The organism is Paenibacillus solanacearum (assembly GCF_910593845.1).
GTDB lineage: Bacteria > Bacillota > Bacilli > Paenibacillales > NBRC-103111 > Paenibacillus_G > Paenibacillus_G solanacearum.
Map to the genome: position 1 here is coordinate 76,920 of NZ_CAJVAS010000015.1, position 23,849 is coordinate 100,768.

General features: G+C 48.1%; 17 protein-coding genes. All 17 read right to left on the reverse strand.

All coding sequences use genetic code 11. The features are described 5' to 3' along the window. Positions 1 to 3 precede the first annotated feature (3 nt). A complete protein-coding gene (flgL, locus tag KXG62_RS17400; RefSeq protein WP_425517351.1) occupies positions 4 to 936 on the reverse strand; it encodes a flagellar hook-associated protein FlgL in 933 nt (310 codons plus the stop codon). 41 nt (positions 937 to 977) lie between these two features. Then, positions 978 to 2,639, reverse strand: a complete 1,662-nt coding sequence (gene flgK, locus KXG62_RS17405; protein ID WP_218093267.1) for a flagellar hook-associated protein FlgK — start codon at positions 2,637 to 2,639, stop codon at positions 978 to 980. 15 nt (positions 2,640 to 2,654) lie between these two features. Beyond that, positions 2,655 to 3,155 carry a flagellar protein FlgN gene (locus KXG62_RS17410; RefSeq protein ID WP_218093268.1) on the reverse strand — a complete coding sequence of 167 codons (501 nt, stop codon included), beginning with the start codon at positions 3,153 to 3,155 and terminating at the stop codon, positions 2,655 to 2,657. Positions 3,156 to 3,174: 19 nt separating this feature from the next. Continuing rightward, positions 3,175 to 3,438 carry a flagellar biosynthesis anti-sigma factor FlgM gene (flgM, locus tag KXG62_RS17415; RefSeq protein ID WP_218093269.1) on the reverse strand — a complete coding sequence of 88 codons (264 nt, stop codon included), beginning with the start codon at positions 3,436 to 3,438 and terminating at the stop codon, positions 3,175 to 3,177. Positions 3,439 to 3,553: 115 nt separating this feature from the next. Next, positions 3,554 to 3,979, reverse strand: coding sequence for a flagellar protein (locus KXG62_RS17420; RefSeq protein WP_218093270.1), 426 nt, complete (start codon positions 3,977 to 3,979; stop codon positions 3,554 to 3,556). Positions 3,980 to 4,108: 129 nt separating this feature from the next. Further along, positions 4,109 to 4,882: a ComF family protein gene (locus tag KXG62_RS17425; protein ID WP_218093271.1), complete on the reverse strand. Its 774-nt coding sequence runs from the start codon at positions 4,880 to 4,882 to the stop codon at positions 4,109 to 4,111. Between the two features lie 151 nt (positions 4,883 to 5,033). Beyond that, positions 5,034 to 6,911 carry an ATP-dependent helicase ComFA gene (locus KXG62_RS17430; RefSeq protein WP_218093272.1) on the reverse strand — a complete coding sequence of 626 codons (1,878 nt, stop codon included), beginning with the start codon at positions 6,909 to 6,911 and terminating at the stop codon, positions 5,034 to 5,036. A gap of 32 nt (positions 6,912 to 6,943) precedes the next feature. Beyond that, on the reverse strand, positions 6,944 to 7,339 hold the full coding sequence (locus KXG62_RS17435) for a hypothetical protein (protein WP_218093273.1): 396 nt from the start codon (positions 7,337 to 7,339) through the stop codon (positions 6,944 to 6,946). 174 nt (positions 7,340 to 7,513) lie between these two features. Then, complete coding sequence (locus KXG62_RS17440; protein ID WP_218093274.1) at positions 7,514 to 8,239, reverse strand: response regulator; 726 nt, start codon at positions 8,237 to 8,239, stop codon at positions 7,514 to 7,516. Positions 8,240 to 8,242: 3 nt separating this feature from the next. Further along, complete coding sequence (locus KXG62_RS17445) at positions 8,243 to 9,397, reverse strand: sensor histidine kinase (RefSeq protein ID WP_218093275.1); 1,155 nt, start codon at positions 9,395 to 9,397, stop codon at positions 8,243 to 8,245. Between the two features lie 87 nt (positions 9,398 to 9,484). Continuing rightward, the gene (locus KXG62_RS17450) at positions 9,485 to 12,100 is read right to left on the reverse strand and encodes a stalk domain-containing protein (RefSeq protein WP_218093276.1); all 2,616 of its coding nucleotides are present in this window, start codon (positions 12,098 to 12,100) and stop codon (positions 9,485 to 9,487) included. Positions 12,101 to 12,318: 218 nt separating this feature from the next. Next, a complete protein-coding gene (gene metK / locus KXG62_RS17455) occupies positions 12,319 to 13,524 on the reverse strand; it encodes a methionine adenosyltransferase (RefSeq protein WP_281426859.1) in 1,206 nt (401 codons plus the stop codon). 153 nt (positions 13,525 to 13,677) lie between these two features. Beyond that, positions 13,678 to 13,950, reverse strand: coding sequence for an alpha/beta-type small acid-soluble spore protein (locus KXG62_RS17460; protein ID WP_218093277.1), 273 nt, complete (start codon positions 13,948 to 13,950; stop codon positions 13,678 to 13,680). A gap of 89 nt (positions 13,951 to 14,039) precedes the next feature. After that, positions 14,040 to 14,663: a hypothetical protein gene (locus KXG62_RS17465; protein WP_246627498.1), complete on the reverse strand. Its 624-nt coding sequence runs from the start codon at positions 14,661 to 14,663 to the stop codon at positions 14,040 to 14,042. Between the two features lie 69 nt (positions 14,664 to 14,732). After that, the gene (locus KXG62_RS17470; RefSeq protein ID WP_218093278.1) at positions 14,733 to 18,008 is read right to left on the reverse strand and encodes an S-layer homology domain-containing protein; all 3,276 of its coding nucleotides are present in this window, start codon (positions 18,006 to 18,008) and stop codon (positions 14,733 to 14,735) included. A gap of 464 nt (positions 18,009 to 18,472) precedes the next feature. After that, positions 18,473 to 22,312 (reverse strand): S-layer homology domain-containing protein, encoded by a 3,840-nt coding sequence (locus tag KXG62_RS17475; RefSeq protein ID WP_218093279.1) that lies wholly within the window; start codon positions 22,310 to 22,312, stop codon positions 18,473 to 18,475. Positions 22,313 to 22,728: 416 nt separating this feature from the next. Further along, positions 22,729 to 23,847 carry an MraY family glycosyltransferase gene (locus KXG62_RS17480; RefSeq protein WP_218093280.1) on the reverse strand — a complete coding sequence of 373 codons (1,119 nt, stop codon included), beginning with the start codon at positions 23,845 to 23,847 and terminating at the stop codon, positions 22,729 to 22,731. Positions 23,848 to 23,849 lie beyond the last annotated feature (2 nt).

Consider the following 23,849-nt stretch of genomic DNA (forward strand, 5'->3'; position numbering starts at 1 on the left):
CACCTATCTTAAGAAATCGACCAGGCTCGGTTGGATGATCTTCGCCCCTACGGACAATGATGCTTGATAAATATTTTCTTTCACCTTCAAATCCGTTACGACCTCCGCCAAATCTGCATCTTCCGTTTTGGATTGCAACGTTTGGAGGTTCAGGTCAATGTCCTTTAATCTCTCGTCCGCCAATTCAATCCGGTTTAACTTGGCTCCAATATCGGAACGCACTTCAAGGAACTTGTTAATCCTTGAGTCTAATTCGCCTAAAGAGCTGGAGACCGAGGCAGTATCCCCTGCGGCTAAATAACCCGCAATATCATCCAAAATCTTGAATGCGTTATCCGGATCATCAGGCTTTCCAAAGATGTTGTTCCCGGTCGTGTTAACGGGAATTTTAATGCCGACGCCGATTTCAAACTGAATCAAACCTGGGTCCGTTACGCCTAGATCTGTGTTCCCTGTGCCGTCGTCGTAGTTCTTGGCACCGGGCAATTCGGAATATGGCGCTTTATCCGTAATTTGACCGTTAAAAACATATTTGCCATTGAATTCGCTGTTTCCAATTCGTACAAGCTGCTTTTTCAATTGCTCAATCTCAGCTTTCACGGCGTCTTCCGCAATTTGGGGATTGGATCCATTCGCCCCTTGAACCGTGAGTTCCCGGACTCTTTGCAACACGCTATTGGCTTGATCAAGCATCGTATCGGTATATTCCAGCCATGATATCGATGAGCTTACATTTTGCTGATACTGATCGTTTGCCGTCAGATCGGATCGATATCTCATGGCGAAGCTGATTCCGACCGGATCGTCCGATGGCTTATTGATTTTACGCCCCGTCGCCATCTGGTTTTGCGATCGATCCATGCTATTTAAATTCGTATATAAATTGCGCACTAGCTGCGTATTCATCATGCCTTGCGTAATCCGTGAGTTTGCCACAGGCATTCACCCCTTAAACTAAAAGTTGATAAAGCCGCGCACTATCTGCCCACGACACCCATACTGTTAATGACTTTATCGAGCATTTCGTCAAATGTTGTTAACGCTCGCGCAGAAGCATTGTATGCATGCTGATACTTAATCATATTGGCCATCTCCTCATCGAGGGACACGCCGCTGACCGATTGCCTTCTCGTTTCGATTTGATCCACGAGCGCCTTCTGGTTATCCGTTTGCCGTATGGCCTCCTGCGTCTGCACCCCGAGCTGTCCGACGATGGCACGGAAAAACTCGTCAAAGGAACCGTTCTTCAAGATCGGAATTCCCGTCGTCTGCGGGTCAAAGTCAAGCCTGACCGTCCGCATCCCGGCCGCGAGCAAGGCAAGGTCATTATTTCCTTTTACGACAGTTTCCGTACCGTCAGCATTCTTCTTAATCGTTCCGTCCGTATTGGTCTCCACGCGAAGGGAAGACGCAATCTTGGCCGGACTGTCAATGATCGCCTGATTTAGAGTAATCGATGCCGCATTATATTCCGTAGCTCCACCCTTCAATGCGAAGAACGGGATTCCCGATTGCGGAGGCGATTCCAATGAATAGCCTAGCCCGTGAAGGCCGTTAAGTCCTTTCACCGTAATCTCCAGTCCCGCATCCGCAGTAACAACTCGTTCTTCGTCCGTGAGCGTTTCTTGTCCGTTAAACGTTCTCGTGCCAATAACGGTCCCTGCTGGAGGCTGTTGAGGAAGCACGGAGCCTTTGGGCAACGTGATCTTCATATCGCCTTGCGCCAATGCTTTCACCATGGAGTCCAACTGGAACTGATAGCTTTGCACGTAATTATCGCGGGAGTAGATTAGGCCGTATACCTCGCCGTTATTGAGCGTGCCGTCCTGAAATGCGTCTTCAAAATTGATTTTCGTGCCTGGAGTCGTATCCCCCGGCGTTTCGAACGATGCGGTAACGTTGACCCCCTCAACCAAACGCGTCGAACCCATATTGATGTTATACCCGCTCGCCGTATTTTCGACGGTAATGTTGATAATCTTCGACATATTATCCGCAAGCAAGTCCCGCTGGTCCCGCAGATCGTTAGCATCGTTGCCTAGTCCTTCTATGCGGAATATTTCTCTATTCAACGAAGCCACTTGCGTAAGCATCGTATTGATCTCTCTTGCTTTCACATCGATATCTTCCGTCAAATCCGATTTCAGTTCAGATAACTGCGTCGCTGTATGATTGAACGTGTCGGTCATTGCAAGCGCATTTTCTTTGAGCGCGGCTCTCGCCGTTGTATTCTCGGGTTCCTTGCTGACCACTTGCCAAGCGTTCCAAAAGTTTTCAATGACTTGGCGCAGACCGGTATCGGAAGGTTCATTCGTAATGGCCTCGAGCTTATCGAGGGTATCTTTGCGTACCGTCCAACTGCCATAGCTTTTATTTTCACCATAAAACTGCTGATCCAGAAATCCTTCGCGAATTCTCTTGATCGAGTCAAATTCCACGCCGGTGCCGATTTGGCCGGGAACGTTGCTTCGCATCAACCCTACAGCCTCCATCGGTCTGGATGCAACCAGGTTAACGACTTGTCTCGTATACCCTTGTGTATTCGCGTTGGCTATATTGTGTCCGGTTGTTTGCAGAGCTGTTTGCTGTGCAAACAAGCTGCGCTTGCTTACCTCAATGCCGCTAAAAGTCGACCTCATATCCCTACTCCTCCGCTACGCTCTCGAATCGAATAAACCCACGTTCCTATGTCCGTACCCTTGCTGCTTGGATTTATGGTAAAACACTTCATCTTCCGGTGGCCCAACGATCAAATCCAATGAATAATCTATGAAAGCGAGCGACTGCTCGATCAGCTGTTGATTGACTGCGTTTAGTTCTCTGAGCTTCCGAATCGTGGACAGCAGTTGCTTTTGCGAATCAATTAATTCTTTCTTTTCCTCTATATTAAAAATGATCTTTGTCAAATCGCTGATGGTTACCCTTGGGTTGGGCTTGTACCCCTTCTCTATCATAAATTCGCCAATGACGCCGATCCGCTCTTGATCAAGGTCCGCGACTTGCTTTATTAGTTTATTTTCTTTATTAGAGATTTCCATCAGTCGCTCAATTTGATTATGAATGAGTACCTGTCTCTTCTGTTCAGCCAACTCCAGCAGGTTCGCATGAATATCGTTCAACGCCGTCATCAGTTGTGTCAATGCCAAGAAAGACATTCATTCTCGCCTCCGTTTTTTATTTCAAAAAAGGGAATAATTTCTCCGCAATTTTCCGTCCATCCACACGATACGTTCCATCTGCTACTGATTTTTTTAATGTTTCAATTTTGTCTTGCCTTGCTTCGCTCATCCCTTGACTGCCGAGCAGCTCCTTGGCTTCGGTAGAGATTTCAACATGGTCTTTCTTGCTTCCCGTCTTCTTGGAAACTTGCTGCTGCGACTCATAAGACTTCTTATATTGATTGACCGATCCAACCCGATTCGTCCCGTCGATTTTCACTTGAATCACCTCGTATTCATAAAATAAAACCCACCGCGTAAAAGCTTTATTACTTTTATCGGTGGGCTTATATGAAAAGTTTATATTGTGTTTATAATGTTAATTTAATCATAGCTCATTTTAATCTGTCTTTCAATCGATCCTTAATGTTGTAGCTGGCGTTGTTTTCTTGCTGCTGTTGAGCCAGCCGCCGTTTTTCATCCTCCTGAATATGGCTTGCCTCCTTCGCAAGCCGCGCCCGGCAAGATTCGCAAATTGTCCCTTCCCGGATATCCGTACCGCAAACTTCGCAGTGGTATACAACATTAGGGTTACTCCGAATCGAAATGCGGCCTTCCCGAATAAATTTCGTAATCACATTTACCGGTACCCCGGTTGCGTCGCTTAACTCCTGCAGGGTGCACTGTTTATTTTGGCGCAAGTACTCGGTACACTTCAAATATTGTTGCTCCACTTCCTTTATGCAGTTGGGACACATATTATAGCTATTCTTTATATGAATTTTCCCGCATCGGTAACAATTCACTACATTCAGGCTCATTGCCGTTCCCCCATATCCCAAGGTTTTGCCGTTAACTACTCCTATATTCCTATTATATCGGCAAATTTCCGGCTTTATTAAGATCATTTTGCCAACAATTTATAAAATTTGGTGAACAAAGGCCTGCTACTACCTTGCCCAACTGATCCCATAGACCTCTGCGCTGGCCTTCTTCCTGATGGTCCTTGCACATTCGTTCAGCGTACTTCCGGTCGTATATACATCGTCGATCAAGTAAATTCGCAGCCGCCCTGTGCTACCGGACACAGCCTTCATTCGAGCCAGCCCCTCCTCGTCGACTTCGAAAATACCCTTCATATCGTCAAGCCGGGCCGCCCTGCTCTTAAAGCTTTGCTTGTCCGTGTGGCGGGTGCGCCGCAGCAAAGAAATGACAGGCAAGCCCGTAAGCCTGCCAAGCTCTTCGGCCAGCTGTCTTGCCTGGTTAAATCCCCGTTCCCGAAGCCGTTCTTCGCTTAACGGCACGAAGCTGATCCATTGCGCTCCCGGATCGCGCTGCGCCGGTTCAACCGGATGGCGACGATGCAGATGATAAGCATGCAGCAGCATGGGGCCGAGCAGCCGCCGCAAGCGTTCTTTGCCGCGATACTTATAGAGCGCCAGCCATTCCTTCATCGTGTCGTCATAACGAACGGCGCTGCGGTTTTGAGAGTAGTAGGTTGTTTCCCGCCGGCTGCAATCGGTACAGTGCTCGAAGCGGCCGCACCGGCTGCACAACACTTCTGTGATCCACGGGATCGACGCCCAGCAGCCGGAGCATACCGGCAAAGGCTTCGAGCCGTCACAGCCAGCTCCGCAGGACAAACATATTGGCTTGCTGCCAGACAACAGCTTCTCCAGCGGAGCCAGCCATTCCAGGCAGCGCCGCACCATCGAACCTAGCATGTTCCCCTCCCCTTATCACAAGACTTCCGTTTCGATAACACAGCCTCAGCCCCACCTGCAAAGAGCTGAAATTGCGCACATACGATACACTTGCCCTTCATTAACTGTTACTTCCGCCATGTAGACAGCCCGGCCTGCCCGAAAGACATGACTAATCGATATGCCCCCGTTTTTTGGCCAAAGCATTCATCTCTTTGATCTGGCCGATCGCGTTCACTTGAGAACGGTTTTTCTCCCTTGCTGCAAAATACACCTGTCCCCGCGGGTCCTGCGCCGATCTCCCGGCACGCCCGGCCATTTGCACAAGAGCCGCCGCGTCGAACATGGAGGAGTCGCTTTCCAGAATGAACACATCGGATTTCGGAATCGTTACGCCTCGCTCCAAGATGGTCGTTGTCACAAGCATTCGAATATCGCATGCACGAAAGTCGACTACCTTTTGCGCCCGATGCTTGTCCTTGGAGGATGTTCCTTCAATTCGAATGTCGGGAAAATGCTTGCGAAGCAAGCCCACAAGCGGCTCCACGAGAGCGATTTTAGGAACAAACACAAATGCTTGCGCCCCGCGCCGAACCGATTCCTGAAGCTTCTGAAATAGGCGTGCGTGCAGTTTCGATTGCTGAAGCATCTGGTTAATAGAAGGTATCATCATCAACTGAGGCACCGGTAAAGGATGCCGATGGTATCTTGCAGCCACCCGGGCATGCGGCAGCCTCCCGAGCTTCACCGCCTGCTGCAATGCTTCCGGAGGGGTCGCCGATAGTAAAATATAAGCGCCGCCCGGCTTGCATACCTGCTGGGCCGTATACTGCAGAATTGGATTGTTGTGATAAGGATACGCGTCGATTTCATCAATAATGACCAGGTCAAATGCATGACGGAAACGCATCAACTGGTGGGTCGTGGCGATCGTCAGCTCCCCGCGCTCCCACCGCTGCTCGCTTCCGCCGTAAAGCGTGACGACCTGTGTGTCGGGAAAGGCCTTCCCCAGGCGCGGCTTCAGCTCGAGGACGACATCCCGGCGCGGTGTCGCAACGACGACGCGGCCGCCGCGATACAACGCATATTGAATCATGGGGAAGATCATTTCCGTCTTGCCGGCGCCGGTTACAGCCCAGATCAGAAACCGAGATTTAGGTATAGGCGATCCAACTTCATGTTTAACCCTTATATGGGTTTCATTTGCTTTCAAAAACTCGAGCGCCGAACGGGATGCATCCGCCTGTACGCTGCTTAGTCCCCAAGGGGCCAGCAGCATGTCCATTTCCTTCTCACTGGCGCTACCGCTGCTCCTGTGATGCGGATGCTCCACACCGCAGATCAACAGCGTACAGTACCTTGCTCTTCCCATCGTCAGGCATGCCTCACAGCACGGACACGGCCCTCCGCAGCTGGGGCAATCCGTCCAAGAGATCGGCTCGCTTGCAGCCTTGGTTTCACTTTCTTCACGGCTCTGCTCATTGCCGCACCGTCTGCAGCGGCACCATGTTTGCTTCCGCAGCAGCAGCGGCATTTCTCGAACGTTCCGGCTGACTTGGACAGCGCCTTCGATCTTCAGCTTTCCTTGAAGCCATGCCAACTGCAAGTAATAGTGCGGATGGGCAGCAACCTGTTCTAATCCTTCATGGATCATCAAAGATTTGAACTCTTCGGCCATCAAGCTCCGCCCGGCCATTCGCTCGCCTACTGAAGTTACAAGCCGCAGCAGCTCCGGGTCCGCTATAACCGCGGCATTCGGCACCCAGTTCCACAGCCTCCAGCGCTCCCCTAGCCGCTCTTCCCGTCCCAGGGACTTAGCTGCATGAAGCAGGAGCACAAGCTGCCGGCTCAAGTCCTTTCCCTCATCTTTATGATTCATAATGCCGACCAGCTCGCTGGCTTGTCCAAACGACAAAGACGGCTCCAGTACACGCAGCTTGAACGATAGCCCGTACTGCCGGGTCCAATGGTCCCGATCCGCGCGCATATCCAAGGAAACGTGCCAGGAGCAGTTGTTCTGGCGTATGATCGCATAAACCCATGCCTTCATATGTCACCCGTATAATAAAGTGTGAATTCCGATCATAAATATTTGAAAGCGGTTTCCATTTCGCTATGACTAATCCGTACTGCAACCACCTGCTCCTCGTCATGCTGCCGGATCCATGCGTCCCAATCCAGCGAAGCGTCCGTACTTATATCGAGGTGATGCTCGCGGCTTAATCTTTGCGCAATGGCCATTGTATCGTCGGTCGATCCTTCGTCCGCAATCGTGATCCGTATTGTCCTTCCTTTGATCCACGAAAAGAAAGACAGCGATCTTATATACCATTCCAACTGCAGCTGATTGTTGAACGTTCGCAGCACGTAATGCACCGTTCGGTCCGATCTTTTTTTCTTCCATTGCCAGTGAAGCAAGTGAAGGATGACGACACCCGCGGTGTAGCAGCCAACAATCCAAACCAAGCCTAACATCATAGCGGCTCCCTCCCTTGGAAACAATATATGCCGCTATGAGTCAGTTGGTTCCTTCCTGCCGCAACAATCGTGTTAGGCTTCTCCTATGAACGGGAACCGCACTTTCTTCTCTTCAGCACTTTCGGAATGCAGAGCGCAATGCTCCCGGCTTCATTCCGCTTCATTTGAATGCAGTTACAACGTGACCCAGCCGTTCTTGATCGCAATGATCACCGCTTGTGTCCGATCATCCACTTCCATTTTTTGCAAAATACTGCTCACATGATTCTTGACGGTCTTCTCGCTAATATATAAAAATTCCCCGATCATCTTGTTGCTCTTGCCCTCCGCCATCAGACGCAAAACTTCCGCTTCTCTGCGCGTCAGCGGACTGTTGTCCATATGCACGTACTTGACACCGGCTTCTTTGGAAATCGCCCCTGAACCAGCTATGCCTTGTTCGTCCAGATAAGTCATACGGCGAAGCTGATTAATCAGCTTCCCGGTCACCTTCGGATGAATGTACGCGTGTCCTGCCACGACCGACCGGATTGCGTTAATGAGCGATTCCGCCTCCATGTCCTTCAGCAGATATCCCATAGCGCCTTTACGCAGCGTTTCGAATACATAACTCTCGTCGTCATGAATCGACAAAATAATCACTTTAATGTCCGGAAAAATGTCCTTGAGCTTTTCCGTCGCGACTACACCGTTCTCGATCGGCATGTTAATATCCATCAGAACAATATCGGGATGAAGCGCGTTACAGAGCTCGATGACCTGAATGCCGTCGCCACACTCGCCGACAACCTCCAGATCGCTCTCCATATTCAATATCCGTTTGACCCCTTCGCGAAAAAGCTGATGGTCATCGGCTAAAACCAGTTTGATCGGACGATTATTGCTGCCCGCTGTTTCCATTATTTATTCCTCCTTCGATTCCGCCTTGATCGGTATGACCATCGATAGTTTCGTTCCAGCGCCTACGCTCGATTCAATGTCCATCCGGCCTTCGAGCAAATCTACACGTTCCCTCATTCCCATGAGCCCGTAACGGTTGGCTCTCTCGCTTCGCTTGTCGATATGGTCCACAATGAACCCTACGCCATTGTCAGCCACCACGATCTTCACCATTTGCTGCTGCATCGTGATTTCCAGCGTCACATGCGACGCTTGAGCATGCTTCACGACGTTAGAGAACGCCTCCTGCACCAAGCGATACACTGCAACCTCCATTCCCGAAGGAAGCCTCATATCTTTGCCGATCAGTTCGAATTTGGTTCTTATCTTCGACTTCTCTTCATAATCCTGAACGAATTTGCGGAGCGTAGGCACCAGACCCAGATCATCTAGTGCCATAGGGCGCAGGTTGAAAATAATTTTGCGAACCTCTTCAATACCTCCGCGAACTTGCCCTTTCAAATCGTACAATTCTTCTCTAACGGCACTGTAAGCTTGCTTGGTCATCATGCGTTCCATGATTTCCGTGCGCAGCACGACATTAGCCATCGTTTGCGCGAGCCCGTCGTGAATTTCCCTGGCGATCCGCTTCCGCTCTTCCTCTTGGGCCAAAATGATTTTTAGCCCGAGCAGTTGCCGGTTTTTCGCCGACTCGAGAAGCCGGGTGACCTGGTTCAGGTCACCTGCCAAATACTCCAGCACGACATTCAGCTGGGACACCAGCGTCTCCGCTCGTTCCAGCTGCTTGTCCACGCTCTTCAATCGCTTTTGCAAATCGTCCCGCCGCAATTTCAAATGAAGCTCTTTCTCGCGGTAAATGGCGAGCTGCGCTTGAAGCTGCGTCGCCGCCTCATAAGCCATTCGAATATCTTCTTCATTGAATCGTTTGAAGTCTCTGCTTACTTCCGTTAATCGAACACGGGACCGCCGATATTCGACTTCAAAACGGTCCACCGTGTCGATTGTTTTTGCCGTTTCGTCAATAACCTGCTGCAACTCGTTATTTAACGCTTCACGCTCTGCCCGTACGCTTTCGCAAATCTCGAAAAGCTGGTACTTGCTGTTTTCCATCACATCTATAGCGTTTTTGATGACGCGATCAATTGCATCGACGGACATCCGGACAAAGCTCCTTCGCCATTTTTCTCATCGTACTAGCAATATAGTACCACATTTAGATCAGATTGTGAGAGCTTATAGAACTAATTATTGCAGCTTGATCTGTTGTGTCTTCCCGTCCCAAGTGACTTTCCAGCCCAAATTTTCCGACAAAATGCGCAGCGGCACCATTGTAAGGTCCTTCATAATGGTTGGCGCTACCTCTGCTGTTGTTCGTTGCCCGTTCACGATCAGGTCGGGATTATCGATCCACAAATCGACCATTTTATCCCCGCGGATAACCGTCACTTTCCGCTCCGCATCGTCCCACCGTACGGTACCACCCAAGGCGTCGGTTACAAAACGGATCGGGATCAGCGTATTGTCTTTTACAATAACCGGCGCTTGTTCGAGCGTCATCGCTTTTCCATTCACAGTCACTTCTTTTTTATTAACGGTCAGTTGAATCGCGTTATTCGACTGTTTCGGAACAGGCCCGCGGTACGTAAACATGATATCGTCGATTCCAATCTTGCTTACGGCTTTCCGCTCATCTTGCCCAATTTCTTCATTAACCACATATACGCTTTTCACCCGAATGGGGTACGCCATCTTATATTCGGTCAAATCGGCCATCAATAGCTTCCAGCCGGTCCAGTTGATGCTTCTGGCGAAATCGACATAATGCACTTTACCGCTGTTGTCGACGATTTCGGCGCGCAGCCAGTTCAAGCTTTCGTCGCCGTTCACTTTCATTTTCATGTATTGCGGCTCGCCTTCGACCAATATGCCCGTATCCAGCGTAGCATACGCCCACTTATTGCCCTTCCCGTTCGTAAAGTTATAGTTGAGCTCCAAGTATTTGTTCCCCGTTTCGGAGGAACGAACATATACGGCCGCCGTCACTTCTTGCGGCTTCACGTCAGACAGCGTCATGACTGCCTTATCATCGAGATTGTACCATATTTTATCGACGCCGACCGGAATCGTCGTAATGGTGCTGAAGCCGTCATATTTCGCGATCAACTGCGCGGCGGAGCTGCCGGCCATGCTCTTTACCGTCAGCATGCCATTCTTCACTTCGCCCTGTATTCCGAGCACTTCCCACTGGATCAGCTCCGGCGGAACTTCTCTCGTTTTCCCAGACTTGGTGGTCGCTACGACTGGCACTTTATACGATTCGCCTTCCGTCAACGCCAGCTGATTCGCCGATATTTTCAACCCGCTCAGTTGATCGCGGCCCGCCACTTCAATATCTGCGGACGAACTGCCTTTTCCCGATACCGCCGTTACTTTGGCCGTACCGGCCTTCGCAGGAGTAAAGACGTTGTCCTTGAAAGTACCCATATTGTCGGCTACTGCCCACTGTGCGGCCACTTTATCGGTTTCCACCGGATTATAGTATTCGTCATACGCTTTGAAGCTAAGCTGCGCCTGTTCTCCGATAAACAGCACATTCGGCGTCTGAATGAATAACCCCTTGACTTCGCCTTTCGGCGCGAGCGAGTATACGCCGACTCCGTTGACAACTTTACGCTGAATACCGGTTTCCGTCTTGTTGATCAGCACCGGTTTCGTTTCGCCCAGCGGACGGGCTACCATCTGCGTAGAACCGCCTCCGTCCAGATTCAGCCCTTTCCAAACACCGACCTTGATCATGAACTGCTGCAGCTCTGCCATGCTCAAACCTTTGCTTTCGCCGCTATAGTCCGCTGTGATAATATAAGCGGTCTTCTCATCCTTCGAGTAACCGAGCGCGGTCCTCGAGCGCGTGCAGCACAAACTTGCCACTTCCCGCGAAAATTCGGTCGGCTGCCCCTCATCCACCAGGATCGTATGCCCGCCGATCATCATTTTGAACGTTTTGGCATCGTACGTTTTGCTAGGATCCTGCGGCAGCACCTGATAGTCGGCAACGATCGGCTCGCCTACTTTCACATGCTCTCTTACAAAATCTGCCGCCTTGCCCGAAGCTCGCAGAATATATCCGTCTTTGGGAGCAATCATGTCGATGATGCCGTTGTCTGCAATTCTCACAACGACTCCGTTTTGTACCAGCACCTCCGTCGGCACCGTCACCCCATCGTTCGAACGATCCACCTGACCCCAGGCGCTCGTATACATAAACATACCGTCGATATGGCTGTGTTCCCCGTCCGGTTCAAACCAATAATACGTCTTGTTTATTCCTCCGAGCGGATAGGTCGCGCCGTCTCTGGCAATCATCGAGCCCTTAAACGTAAATAGATCGACGATCGGTTTATTATTCTTGTCTATCGCAAACGTATAAAATCCTGGCAAATACGGCGGAGTCGCCATCAGCTGACCATTCGAAATTTGGGGACCCATCGGCACCCCTTCCGCCTGTGTATTGTAAAAGTCGCCATTGACCCCGGCCACGGCTTTTGTTTCCGTTGCCATGCCGAGTACCGTCTGCTTGCGTGTAAATTGATTCTCCGTGCCTGTCATCACATCGATTTTTACATAAGGATTCGTTAAGTCCACTTCAACGACGTTCGCATTTACTTTAATTTCTTTGTTGCTCCGCGTCGTATTCCACACATACTTCTTAAGCACAGCGCCTGATGTTAGCGTTTCCTCACTACTGACAGTTAATGTATCTCCTGCCGCATTCACCGTGCTCATTCCGGCCCATGGGGATAATAGCATCGCCGCGGCCAGTATAATGCACGACATTTTTCGCCATTTTGTCTGCAAAATCACGCTTTTGTTCTCCTCTCTCATTCCACTCTCCTCTATAATAGACTCTATTAAACTATAAAAAGTTACGAAGCGAAACTATGAAAAATGTATGAAGGGATAGTGACGGACTATTAAAGGAGTTTCAAGACGCATTACTATACCTGTTGTAATCAAAAAAACAAAAAGACGACCCGAAAAATTCGGATCGTCTTGCTTAGACAGATCAGATGCTTTGCCTATTAGCCTAAAGCGTCTGCTTTCAGAAGCTCTGCTTTGTCTGTGCGTTCCCAAGGCAGGTCGATGTCTGTACGGCCAAAATGTCCGTATGCAGCTGTTTGCTTGTAAATCGGACGACGAAGATCGAGCATTTTGATGATGCCGGCCGGACGAAGATCGAAGTTTTTGCGGATCACTTCAACCAGCTTCTCTTCGCTTACTTTGCCTGTGCCGAATGTATCGACAGCAATCGAAACTGGCTTGGCCACGCCGATCGCGTAGGCCAACTGAATTTCGCATTTGTCCGCCAAACCCGCTGCTACAATATTTTTGGCAACGTAACGTGCAGCATATGCACCGGAACGGTCCACTTTAGTCGGGTCTTTACCGGAGAACGCACCGCCGCCATGACGTGCATAACCGCCATACGTATCAACGATAATTTTACGGCCAGTCAAGCCGGCATCCCCTTGAGGTCCACCAATAACGAAACGGCCTGTAGGGTTAATAAAATATTTTGTTTCCGAATCCAGGAACTGTTCAGGCACAACCGGTCTGATAACATGCTCCTTGATGTCAGCATGAATTTGCTCTAAAGTAACATCTTCTCCGTGCTGCGTCGAAACAACGATCGTATCGATACGAACCGGCTTGTCCCCTTCGTACTCAACGGATACTTGCGTTTTACCGTCCGGACGCAAATAAGGCAATGTGCCGTTCTTGCGAACCTCTGTCAAACGGCGTGCCAGTTGATGCGAAATCGAAATCGGCAGCGGCATCATTTCCGGCGTTTCGTTGACAGCGAATCCAAACATAAGACCTTGGTCGCCTGCGCCGATCGCTTCGATCTGATCATCCGTCATTTGGCCTTCGCGCGCTTCGAGCGCTTTATTAACGCCTTGGGCAATATCAGGGGATTGCTCGTTCAAAGAAACGAGTACTGCGCATGTTTGGGAATCGAAACCAAACTTCGCGCGAGTATAGCCAATATCCTTAATAGCTTGGCGGGCAATTGCTTGAATATCAACATATTCGGATTGGCTTGTAATTTCGCCAATGACAAGAACAAGGCCGGTAGCAACCGATACTTCGCAAGCTACACGTGCATTCGGGTCATTCTTGAGAAACGCATCTAAAACTGCGTCGGAAATTTGGTCACAAATTTTATCCGGATGCCCTTCAGTAACAGACTCCGAAGTAAATAAGCGGCGACCGATTGGATTGGACATGTAAACGACCTCCTACTGTTACTAGTATTGATTATCGAATAAGTACCCATACAAAAAATCAACCTTTTCCGGTTGGAAAAGGTTTCTTTAACTGTTACCTTCTTTATAGTATGTTACTGGATTTGTCGATGACTGTCAATAATTATATAAGGACTATAGATTGAACATCATTTCTTCTGCTCTTTTAACTAATCGAGAAGTAATCGTACCGCCTACAGCTCCTGCATCTCGGGATGTAATGTGGCCCCAATAGTCTTCTTTGATCGAGTGGGACGGAATCGAACCAAGCTCCGTAGCAAATTCAACATTCGCCCCTGCAAGTCCTTGCTTTCCGACCGGTAACCCGAGCTCTGCAGCTATTTCATACTTTAAAGCATCCAACGCTTTTCCGCTCTCCGGCACGACTTTTTTGTTGTTCTTAGACATATCTGATTACCTCCCTTAATGGAATGTAATCATAGTATTTCCGCAGCCTGCAAGGTGACTCGTATTAACTATTGGCTTTATGGGTAAAATTATGGTGTAGCCTTGGAACCGTCTGCATTCGTTAGTAGATAGTTGCCTCGAACCATAACGTAAATTTCTTGATTGTTTTTAGGAGCCGGCTTAATGCCTCGGCCTTCTCTGGGGACGATCAATAAATGGTTCGTTTCGACCGTTGCACCAGCTGCAATATCTTTGCCGATTGTAACATCAGGTATACCATTCTCATCAGAGCTAAATACCGTGGTTTGACCGGTGCGAACGATGAATTCCGTTCCATCGCCGCCATAAAGCATTTGACCCGCACCCAGTTGGATAATGGACATATTTGAAGTCGAATCAGATGTTGAAGAACTTGTTGAAGGAGTCGTCACTGGATTAGATCCAGTGGGGTTGCCTCCATTGATATTTCCCGCGATCTTGGCAACTTCAGCAGCAACGAGCTGTTTGAGCATTTCTTCATTAACCGTTTGCTTTGTCATTTGTTCGGCAACTTGCTTTTGAATGTTTTGCTCGAAGTAACTTTTGGTTATAACAGGGTCATCTACGGAACCAGGTTGTGTTGTCGTGGTGGCTGAATCGGCGTAAGCAAAGCTTAGTGCGGATAGGGATAAGATTGCGGCGGTGAGAGTTACTTTTTTGATACGAGAAGTCATATATTCACACTCCATCGGGTTATGTAAAAAAAGAAGACCCGAAGGTCTTCTTTTTTAGAAAAACTAGGATTAGTCGACAACAACTTCAGTAGATACGGACAAGCCGCTTGGTGCAGTTGCTGTGAGGTTGAAGCTTGATCCTTTAAGAGATGCTGGGACGTAAATGTTGTTACCATCGATCGTAACTGCTTCGTTGTCTGCAGTAAATACAACACCATGCAAGAAGTTGAAGTCAGAGACGTCTACACCATCGATAACCACACCGTATTGGTCAGTTATCTTAAGATCCATTAAGCCGTTGGAAACTTCGGAGTCATATTTATCAGCAATTTTGTATGCTGCAGTTCTGCCTGTTACTTTCACTTTGTTCTTACCAGCTGCCAGATCGACAATTTTCACGCGCTCATTCTTGATTGTAACTGGAGTCGTAACGACTTTAGGATCACCCTTCGCATTCACATAGCTAACAGAAATTGTTGCGCTTCCTGTTTTATATCCGAGTACATACCACTTATTGTCATACGGATTTTTGCCAGCGAAAGCGGAAATTTGGTCAGAAGACGTTACATTCCGAACTGTATCTCTTGTTACAGCTACTTGATCGCCTGCACCATTAGTTACAACCAATTTAACTTCTTTTCTGTAAGGAGAATATACAGCAGAGTTAATTGCATTGTTCAGGGTAACGGCAGGAGTAACACCTGTAATGTTTCCGCTAGGACCAGTGTTGCTCAGTCCGCTGTCACGAGCGTAGAACATGTTGCCTAACGATTCAACGCTGTAGTTCAGATCGGAGTTAGCAGCAATGACTTTAAGCGATTTTTCAACGGACGTCATAACTTGCGGCGTTCCGCCATTCTCACTCTTCTTAATTTCAAAACGCAGTTTTGCTGCCGCATTTGCCGCAGCACCTTTTGCTGCTACAACTCTCAACCCATCATTGATGGTCTTGAACGAATCAAGATTCCATTCATCTGCATTAGTAAATTCTTTAGAATCGGATTTAGATACCAGAGCTGTTCCTTCTTTAGTATCATCGTCCAACGTTACAGTAAATGCGTCGCTGCTATCGCTAGTGAAACCAACGTAAACGCTGTAAGTGACGTTTTTACCATCTTTGGACACCGGCAGGTTGTAATTCATTGCCTTACCGTATTGATCATACACTTGGAACTTGAAGCTTGAAGAAGCATTCATAGTTGCCGATGGAGCATATTCTTTAGCAGGAACCGCAACTTCTTTGATTCTGTCCGGATAACGAGTATCGGATACAGTGTAAGTTTTTGTTGCAGTGCTTGTTGCGTTCGGGCTTGCAATTACTGCAGTGATTGCTACAGAGCTCTTCGAAGGAGCACTTACTTTCTTGATATGAACGGATCCCTTGTGAGCGCCGCTGTTTGTAATTTTCCCTTCCCAACCTTCGTCTTTGTTACCTGCACCGGAAACGGAGATTTGGATGCGATCGCGGTTTGAATCACTTGTCAAATCATCGATGCTTAATTGGTTGCCTTGAGCATCATAAGCGATAATCGGGATATAAACATCGTTGTCGCCATTTGCGATAACATCGTTGAAGTCGCCCAATTCAACTTTTGTTGCAATTTTGCTGGATTGAATTTTAAGCTTGGATGTAGCAGTTGCAGCCTGAGTTGTAACTGTGAAAGTATACTCACCGGACTTATCAACATTCTCATTCAAGGAAAGTTTCAGACGAGGAATGTTGTTTCCGTTGTCTTCAACTGTTTTGCCAATGATCGATGCGCCGCTCGAAGTGGAGCCGATGTAATCATTCCAAATTACGTTTACGCTTTTCTCCCAATCAGTGTTAGGATCTCCGAAGATATCTTTCATGTTGGAATCATAAGCGATGTTGCCGCCGTATTGATCATAGAGATTCAATTCAATCGTAGCGTTGTCGCCTTTTGCATTAATTGCTTTTGCTTCCTCATTGGAGTATTGAACATCGCCAAGTTCCAATTTAGTAAGGATAGGAGCAACACCCAACTTGAAGCTCTTCGAAACTGTTACGTGCTGGTCATTGTTAACAACTGTAACAGGAATTACAGTAGCGCCAGGAGAAAGACCTTCAACATCTGTTCTCATGGAAAGCAACAATGTGCCGTCATCATTCTTAGTGATTTTCGCATCTTGTGCGCCGGAAGTATAAACATCATATCCACCAGCGGAGAAGGAAGCTTTTTCACCGTATTGGTTTTTAGCAGCAAGCTTAAGAATAACTTTGCTTGCTTTAGCAACCGTGTCGTTTGCACTCAGGAAGTCGATGTTTTTCAGCACTTCGTCTTCAGCTGTGAATTTTGCAACCGTTTTGTCAACGTCTTTTGCATCCAAGCCGCCAAGCGTTACAGAATACTCACCTGCGTTAATTTTAACGTCAGTCAGTGTCAATGTAGCGGATTGCTTATCGTCTGCCCATTTAACAGTCGTTGCCACATCAGCTGTACCTTTTTTCAAGGAAAGCGTAGCTTTTTTCGTGTCAACTTCTCTGTCCAATTTCACTTGAACAGTGTAAACACCAGTTGGTTTCGCTTCAGTTACGGAAGCTTTAGCCGGTTTGTTCAAGTTTTTGTATTGAATTTGAGCTTCATATGCGGAAGTAACAAGCAGGTCACGAGTTGCTGCAGAAGAACCGCCAAACGTGCCGTCAGTGCCGCTGCTCAGAAGCTTCAGTTGGATTGCAAGTGCAACATAACCTTTAGCCCAGTCGGAAACTGTTTTGTCAGCAACGCCTGGAGTCGCTTGAGCTTCTTTGTCTTTGTTCAGACCGCGGATCAAGAAAGTAGCGAGTTGTTCTTTCGTTACTTCGCCAGCCGGGTTGAATTGACCAGGAGCATAACCGTCTGTGATACCGGCTGCTTTAACCGCTTCGATGTAAGGCAGAGCGTATCCGTTCGCAGGATCGTCAGCTTTTACGTCTGTGAAGCTGGAAGTTTTCAAGGAAGAGTCAACTTTCAGACCGAAGATCAGAGCCGCTACTTTCGCGAATTGCGCGCGGTTCATTTTTTCTTTCAGACCGAATGTACCTTCTTTAACGCCGTCGAATACGCCAGCGGAAATCATTGCATCGAATTTCGCTTTTGTTGCTGCGTCGAGATCTTTCAAATCGCTGAAGTTAGCGGATGTTTTTGCAGCATCAGCATTTTCAGCTTCAGTTGCAGTATTGTCACCCTCGGCTGCAAGTGCCACAGAAGAAAACATCGAGAACGCCATAGCCAGGGACAAGATAGCAGATAAACTTTTTTTCATAACCTTTTTTTCTCCTCCTCGAATATCTTTCGGTTGTTGAGAGTTCTTTTTAGAATTAAAATTATAGCTCGATTCCCTCATTAGCCGATTCACCCCCTTCCCAGAGTAGAGCGTAATTGATTTAGAATAGTTAAGTCTGCAATGTATAAATTGCAGAAACTAGTAAACAATAACTACTGGTCGATAGAGACTTGCATGCCATTTAACATTATACACTGACATGCATGCAAGGTAAAGAGCTAATTTTGAGAAAATTACCCAGTGTATTCAGCTCTTTCGCTTGCTTTTGTTTCTGTTTCATAACATTAAACGCAGAGCTTTTTAAAAAGTTGCGCTCTTTGAAAAAAACTTTTTTTGTTTTTTTCGAGGAGCTTTGCGCTCTGTTTCAGCGAATCGTATATCATTTCGTCTATCAATCTGATATAACACTCGCTTACGAAACTTAGTATACAACGATCTATCCGCATCGTCATCCATTAGTATTTTCCAGATGGCGATCATAACAGAAACCGCCGTCTCCGTAGAGATCGGCGGTTTCATCGTCTTTATTTAGGAAGCTTTTTTTGCTTTTTCAATATGCGTTCCAATACTGCCGCGGCTTGAACTCTCGAGAAGCTCTCCGTCGGATCGAATCGATAGGTTTTGTTTTTCTGACCGCTGAGCAGCACGTTCTCGATGCCCTCAATATAGCCTTCCTTCGCAGTCGCCTCCACAGAAGCCTTGGCGTACGTATCAATGTTACCTGCATCGGTAAACAGCTTATTGAGGTTCGCATCCACTTTGGCGGAGTCTGCGTTCAGTTTCAGTTCGGCCGCACGTGCGATCATGACCGCCGCATCCTGCCGCGTAATGCTATCTTCCGGACGGAACCTGCCGCCTTCTGTTCCGCGCACGATACCTACGCGCGCCGCCGTCTCGATATACTTATAATCGTACAACGGGTTAGCAAACGAGTTATAGCGCTGCACATCGTTGAACGTCCCAGTTCCGCTGTAATTGAGCGGAATATCGAAGGCCTTCACGAGAATGGTCGTGAACTCGCCGCGGCTGATGTCTTTATTCGGTACGAAAAGACCTTGCAGCTCGTTCCGCATGTATCCTTTGGAATACATCGTCTCGAGGATATCTCGTCCCCAAGCATGCGAGGTAATATCGTCAAAGCTGTCGTACATGTACATCACCTGGAAGTAGCCAAAGTGATCAATCGGCACCGTAATCGTATTTTTGTTTTTGTCGACCACGCCACCGATGTTTTTCCAAGCGATCGTCGTTATGCCATTATGGTTTTCGTAAATGTCCATTTGGTATACGGTAACGTATTTCCAAGCGTCTGCACGAATGCTCTGATCGTATTTCAAGGTAAGCTCGCCGCGCTTGGTTGGTACAACCATATTGCGTAGTTCGGCCTCATTCTGCTTCTGATAAAACTTCACATTGCTGGCCGTCGTTTCAACATTGTACGGATCGCGTCCGGAGCCCGTCAACGCTTGCTGCAGCTTATCGTTATCCAAGTAATCATCTTGTCCGATAAAGCCGCCGTTAATCCAATACAGTTTGCTGGCCGGTCTGAACTTGTTCTCCGGGTCTTTCAAAAAGAATGATGCCGTTGCGTCCGACGCATAGCTTTTATTGACCCGGCCATCTTGCACATTCGCAATGCCGAAAAATAATTTACGGTCGCTCGTGAGATACTGATATTGTGCCGTCGGGTCGTTGCGCATCAGCTTCGTATCTTTCGGGAACGTAAGCTGAAAATCACCTTCGAACAGCTTATAGCTGTTTTTCAGCACTTCCAGCCATTGCGCACCCTCTACAGATGTATTTACGTTATTGACAATAAAGCTGCCGTTCGTCTTTTCAGTGCCGCGGAACACTGTGAACTTGATCGTCGTTTTGCCCGACTTCAAGCCTTCGTAACGATAGTTGAAGTAAGGTTTGTTATCCGACAGGTCGAGTTCCGGAGACACCATATCCTTACCGAACTGAATGCTCGTGGCATTCTCAGCGGAAATGCGGATATCGACAAAGTTTCCGTTCACAATCGCCAGTTCTTCGCCTTTAGCATCTTTAACCCTTTCAGGGTAAATAATATCGTAAGGTACTGGCTCACGGCTAATCGTGAGTGTGCGAATTTCTGTGACGCCGCTTTTGTTCGAAACGGCAAATTCGAAGACGACGTCGCCGCGGTACGGCAGCGTGAACTCCGCCGTCGTAAAGCTTGCATCAGCGCCACTGCTTGCACCTGATATTCTCAAGTAATTTTTTTGGTCTTTATCCGGCGATGATGGATAGGCGTAACTGTTAGAAGATTGGCGTGTGTCGGTCGTCACAACCGCTTTGCCTGTACTATCTTTTTCCCGCACGGTCAGCTTGACCGTCTCCGATCTTAAAAAAGCACCCGCAAACGAAACGGTCGTCGAATTCGTTACATATTTGTCCGGAGTTTGGGCTTTTACGAACTTTTCCAACGGAACCGGATTAATCTCCGTAAAGCTTGGTGTCGGTATTGTAAAATAAAAAATTTCGTATTGTACGGTCGTTACGATCGCATTGTTCATCTTCAAGTTGATCTTGATGGTGTTTCGGCCCTGCTTCAGGTGGCTGCTGTCAGCGTTAGCGTTAGGTACTTGTGGACTCCACCGTGCTGAAGTGGGATCCAAATCGATCATGAATATGGACGGATTGTTCGGGTCTCTAAAATCCGACGAAGTAGATGAAGTATTCAATATTGTCATCCGATCGTTGACAATCACTTCGACATTGCCGTACTCGGAAGCCGGTAAATTCATAATCTTTGCTTCGATACAAGGTAGTGTTCCACTCGCGGTTACCGTACACTTTGGATTATCCAACGTGGCATCTTTAATGACCATCCCGTTGTAAAAGCTGATCGGAATCACGTATGGTGTACTGGTAACGACAAGCGGGATGGTCAGCTTACCGATACTTTGCTCGACACCGCCTTTGACAGGGATAACTTCCAAATCCGTAATTCCGTCGCGAATACCGTCCAGCTTCACTGTCCATTTGTCATAGTTTGTCGCGCCTGGAACTAAAGTTGCCGTAAATTGCTTCCCGCCGGCCGTTACTTTCACCGTGTCGTTATTGCTAAATTTCGAAGTCGCGATAATGAGTTCGACCGGAAGCTCGCTGAGCTCATTGTTGCCGTTCGGATTCAAAGCCACTTCGATATTCGCATCGTTGGCATCCTTACCCACCACGCGGCTAACGGACGAAATATAAGGCTCGTTAGTGTTAAAATATTCAAACTCAAACGTCTGCTTCGGAGGTGCGCCGATCAAGCCGCTTCTTGTATAAAACGTAATAACGAGCGACTGATTGCGATCGTCCGGCATCGACAGCGTCGATAAGCCAACTGGCGCTAGATCATATAATTTATAGGTGCTGGCCGTGCCAACGGCATTGAGCTGGATCCCCGTCGGATCGCCGGGGGGCGGCGCTACATCGAAGTAAACTCTTCGCGATCCTCCCTGCACCAGTTGAAGATCCGCATAAACATACTTCGTTACCGTAGAGGAACCGGCTGTCAAATCAACCTTCAGCTTTCCTTGCAAGTCAACGCTTTTGCTCCCGACGCGCGCAGGCGTCTTGTCGACCAAATTTTGCGTTACCGCGTTTTCTACCAGCTGCGCTTCGTATAAATAAGGCTCACCGTTATTAAAAACAAATCTCGTCTCCATCGAGTTGGTAATCGTGTCATTGCTGGCGACTATTTTCAAATAGTTGTCTCCGCCCTGCATGACAAAGTCCGTTCGATTCGGAATAAACGTAAATGCACCATTGGTGTTGCGATACGCTGTGACCGGGTTGGCTTGTCCTGCCAAGTATCCTTGCACGTACTTGGCGTTAGGAGCCATCCCCGTAATTTTATAAGTCGTTTGCGACGGATCTTTCGGATAAATATTGCCGTCAGTCATCAACTCATCGTTAAATCTCAAATCCGAAATGGTTGTCGCCGGCGTAAAAATGACATAAATCGGCGGAGCTGTGTATTTGCTAATGTCACCCATAATAAAGGTAATCTTGTTCGTACCCGTCGTCAATTTAACGCCGTTGAAGACGACTTCCGAGGTGGACACTTTCACCCCTTTAATGGTGGTCACTTCTGCGGGTTCGCCGCCGACCGATATATTTTGAATTTCATAATAAATCGATCCGATTTGCGAGTCGTCGATGTTTTCCGTTTCTACGGTAATGTTCACATACTCGCTCGTTACCGTCGAAGGGCTCCCCGCATTCGTGCTATAGCCTTTCACTTTCAACGCCGATGTCCCGGCTCCCATCGCGGTAACAGGCAGCAACAGCGAGATCAGCATCGTCATGATCAATAATCCGCTTATGTACTTGTTGCATGCTCGATTCAAGATGCGTTCCTCCTTCTTGTGAGAAAATATATTATGCATGATCCTGCGTATTCAACCTGATGATTCTAAAATGACCTCCCTTAGCTCTGTATCTGCATCGCTAACCTACAAATCATGCAAAAAAATAGTGTACTTATTTTATCGGCTTTTGAAGTTGAAATATTTAGGAGTTGAGGACAAAAATCGAGGCTAATGCTTAGGTCGCTAGTTCATACGACCATGCTGGTTTACCGCCGGAGGGATGATCAGACACTCAAAGCGATCGGGCCGCGCCGAAGACTTCGTCATTCCTGCTATATATAATAGAAGAAATAAAAAAACCTAGCCCATGAAGAAGGCCAGGAATCTCAAGGAAGATCTATTATAATACCTCGTATTATTCATAAATCGGGCGTTCTGTTCCGTGCGCTCCCCGATCATTTGGACATGCGGGAACGCGTGCTCAGCTGCGCCGTCTTGACGCGTACTTTATTTATGAAATGCAGCACAGGCTTTTTTGTTTTGCTTATGATTCCGATCGCTTCCGCACCGAGCACAAGAACCAACAACAGCACAGCGATCAGAATGATCGCACCCCACAGCGCCTGCTGCTCGGAAATGTATGATAGAAGCACAGCACAGCAGCCAAACACCGCAGCAACAGCATAAATGATCAATACGGTCGTCCGGTGACTGAAGCCCATACCGAGCAAGCAATGGTGAAGATGGTTTTTGTCGGCGGCCGAAATCGGCAGGTTGTTCACCCATCGCCGCATAATGGCAAAAAACGTATCGGACAACGGTACGCCCAGGATCATGATCGGAACAAGCAGCGATACGACCGTCGCTTGTTTAAAGCCGAGCACCGACAGCGTTGCAAGGCAAAAGCCGAGAAACAATGCCCCGGAGTCCCCCATAAAAATTTTAGCCGGATGAAAGTTGTAAAACAAGAAGCCGGCGATACTTCCAAGAAGCACGATACAGAGCAAAACAACCGTTGTATTTCCCATCATTAAAGCAAGAACCAATATGGTCGTTGTGGCGATCCCGGACACGCCGGCAGAAAGGCCGTCCAATCCGTCGATCAAATTAATTGCATTCGTGACACCGACAATCCAAAATATCGTAAGCGGTACAGCTAGCCAGGTCAGCGATACGACACCGTCGCCAAAAGGCACGTTGACCAAGTCGATTACGACCCCGGAGTAGACGACAACGCACGCGGCCAAAATTTGCCCTAACAGCTTAATCTTCGGAGATAAGTCGAAACGGTCGTCAAGTGCCCCGATCAGAACGATGATCGTTCCTCCGACCAGCAAACCGAAGACGACATCCATTTTTAATGTATCCATCGCGGGTGAAACGATGAAAAAAGCACCGACAAACGCGATGAAAATAGCCAATCCACCAAGGCGAGGCATAATGCGGCTATGTACTTTGCGATGGTTCGGCGCATCAACGGCCCCGACCCAGAAAGCAAAGCGCTTCACCAAAGGTGTCATCAGCAGCGCAATAAGCAATGCAGCAGCAAAGCCGATTCCGTATAACAAGTTCATGT

Coding starts and splice junctions, on each gene's coding strand:
- flgK (WP_218093267.1), bottom strand. CDS start 2,639: ATGAGGTCGACTTTTAGCGGCATTGAGGTAAGCAAGCGCAGCTTGTTT.
- KXG62_RS17410 (WP_218093268.1), bottom strand. CDS start 3,155: ATGTCTTTCTTGGCATTGACACAACTGATGACGGCGTTGAACGATATT.
- KXG62_RS17420 (WP_218093270.1), bottom strand. CDS start 3,979: ATGAGCCTGAATGTAGTGAATTGTTACCGATGCGGGAAAATTCATATA.
- KXG62_RS17425 (WP_218093271.1), bottom strand. CDS start 4,882: ATGCTAGGTTCGATGGTGCGGCGCTGCCTGGAATGGCTGGCTCCGCTG.
- KXG62_RS17430 (WP_218093272.1), bottom strand. CDS start 6,911: ATGAAGGCATGGGTTTATGCGATCATACGCCAGAACAACTGCTCCTGG.
- KXG62_RS17435 (WP_218093273.1), bottom strand. CDS start 7,339: ATGATGTTAGGCTTGGTTTGGATTGTTGGCTGCTACACCGCGGGTGTC.
- KXG62_RS17440 (WP_218093274.1), bottom strand. CDS start 8,239: ATGGAAACAGCGGGCAGCAATAATCGTCCGATCAAACTGGTTTTAGCC.
- KXG62_RS17445 (WP_218093275.1), bottom strand. CDS start 9,397: ATGTCCGTCGATGCAATTGATCGCGTCATCAAAAACGCTATAGATGTG.
- metK (WP_281426859.1), bottom strand. CDS start 13,524: ATGTCCAATCCAATCGGTCGCCGCTTATTTACTTCGGAGTCTGTTACT.
- KXG62_RS17460 (WP_218093277.1), bottom strand. CDS start 13,950: ATGTCTAAGAACAACAAAAAAGTCGTGCCGGAGAGCGGAAAAGCGTTG.
- KXG62_RS17465 (WP_246627498.1), bottom strand. CDS start 14,663: ATGACTTCTCGTATCAAAAAAGTAACTCTCACCGCCGCAATCTTATCC.
- KXG62_RS17470 (WP_218093278.1), bottom strand. CDS start 18,008: ATGAGGGAATCGAGCTATAATTTTAATTCTAAAAAGAACTCTCAACAA.
- KXG62_RS17480 (WP_218093280.1), bottom strand. CDS start 23,847: ATGAACTTGTTATACGGAATCGGCTTTGCTGCTGCATTGCTTATTGCG.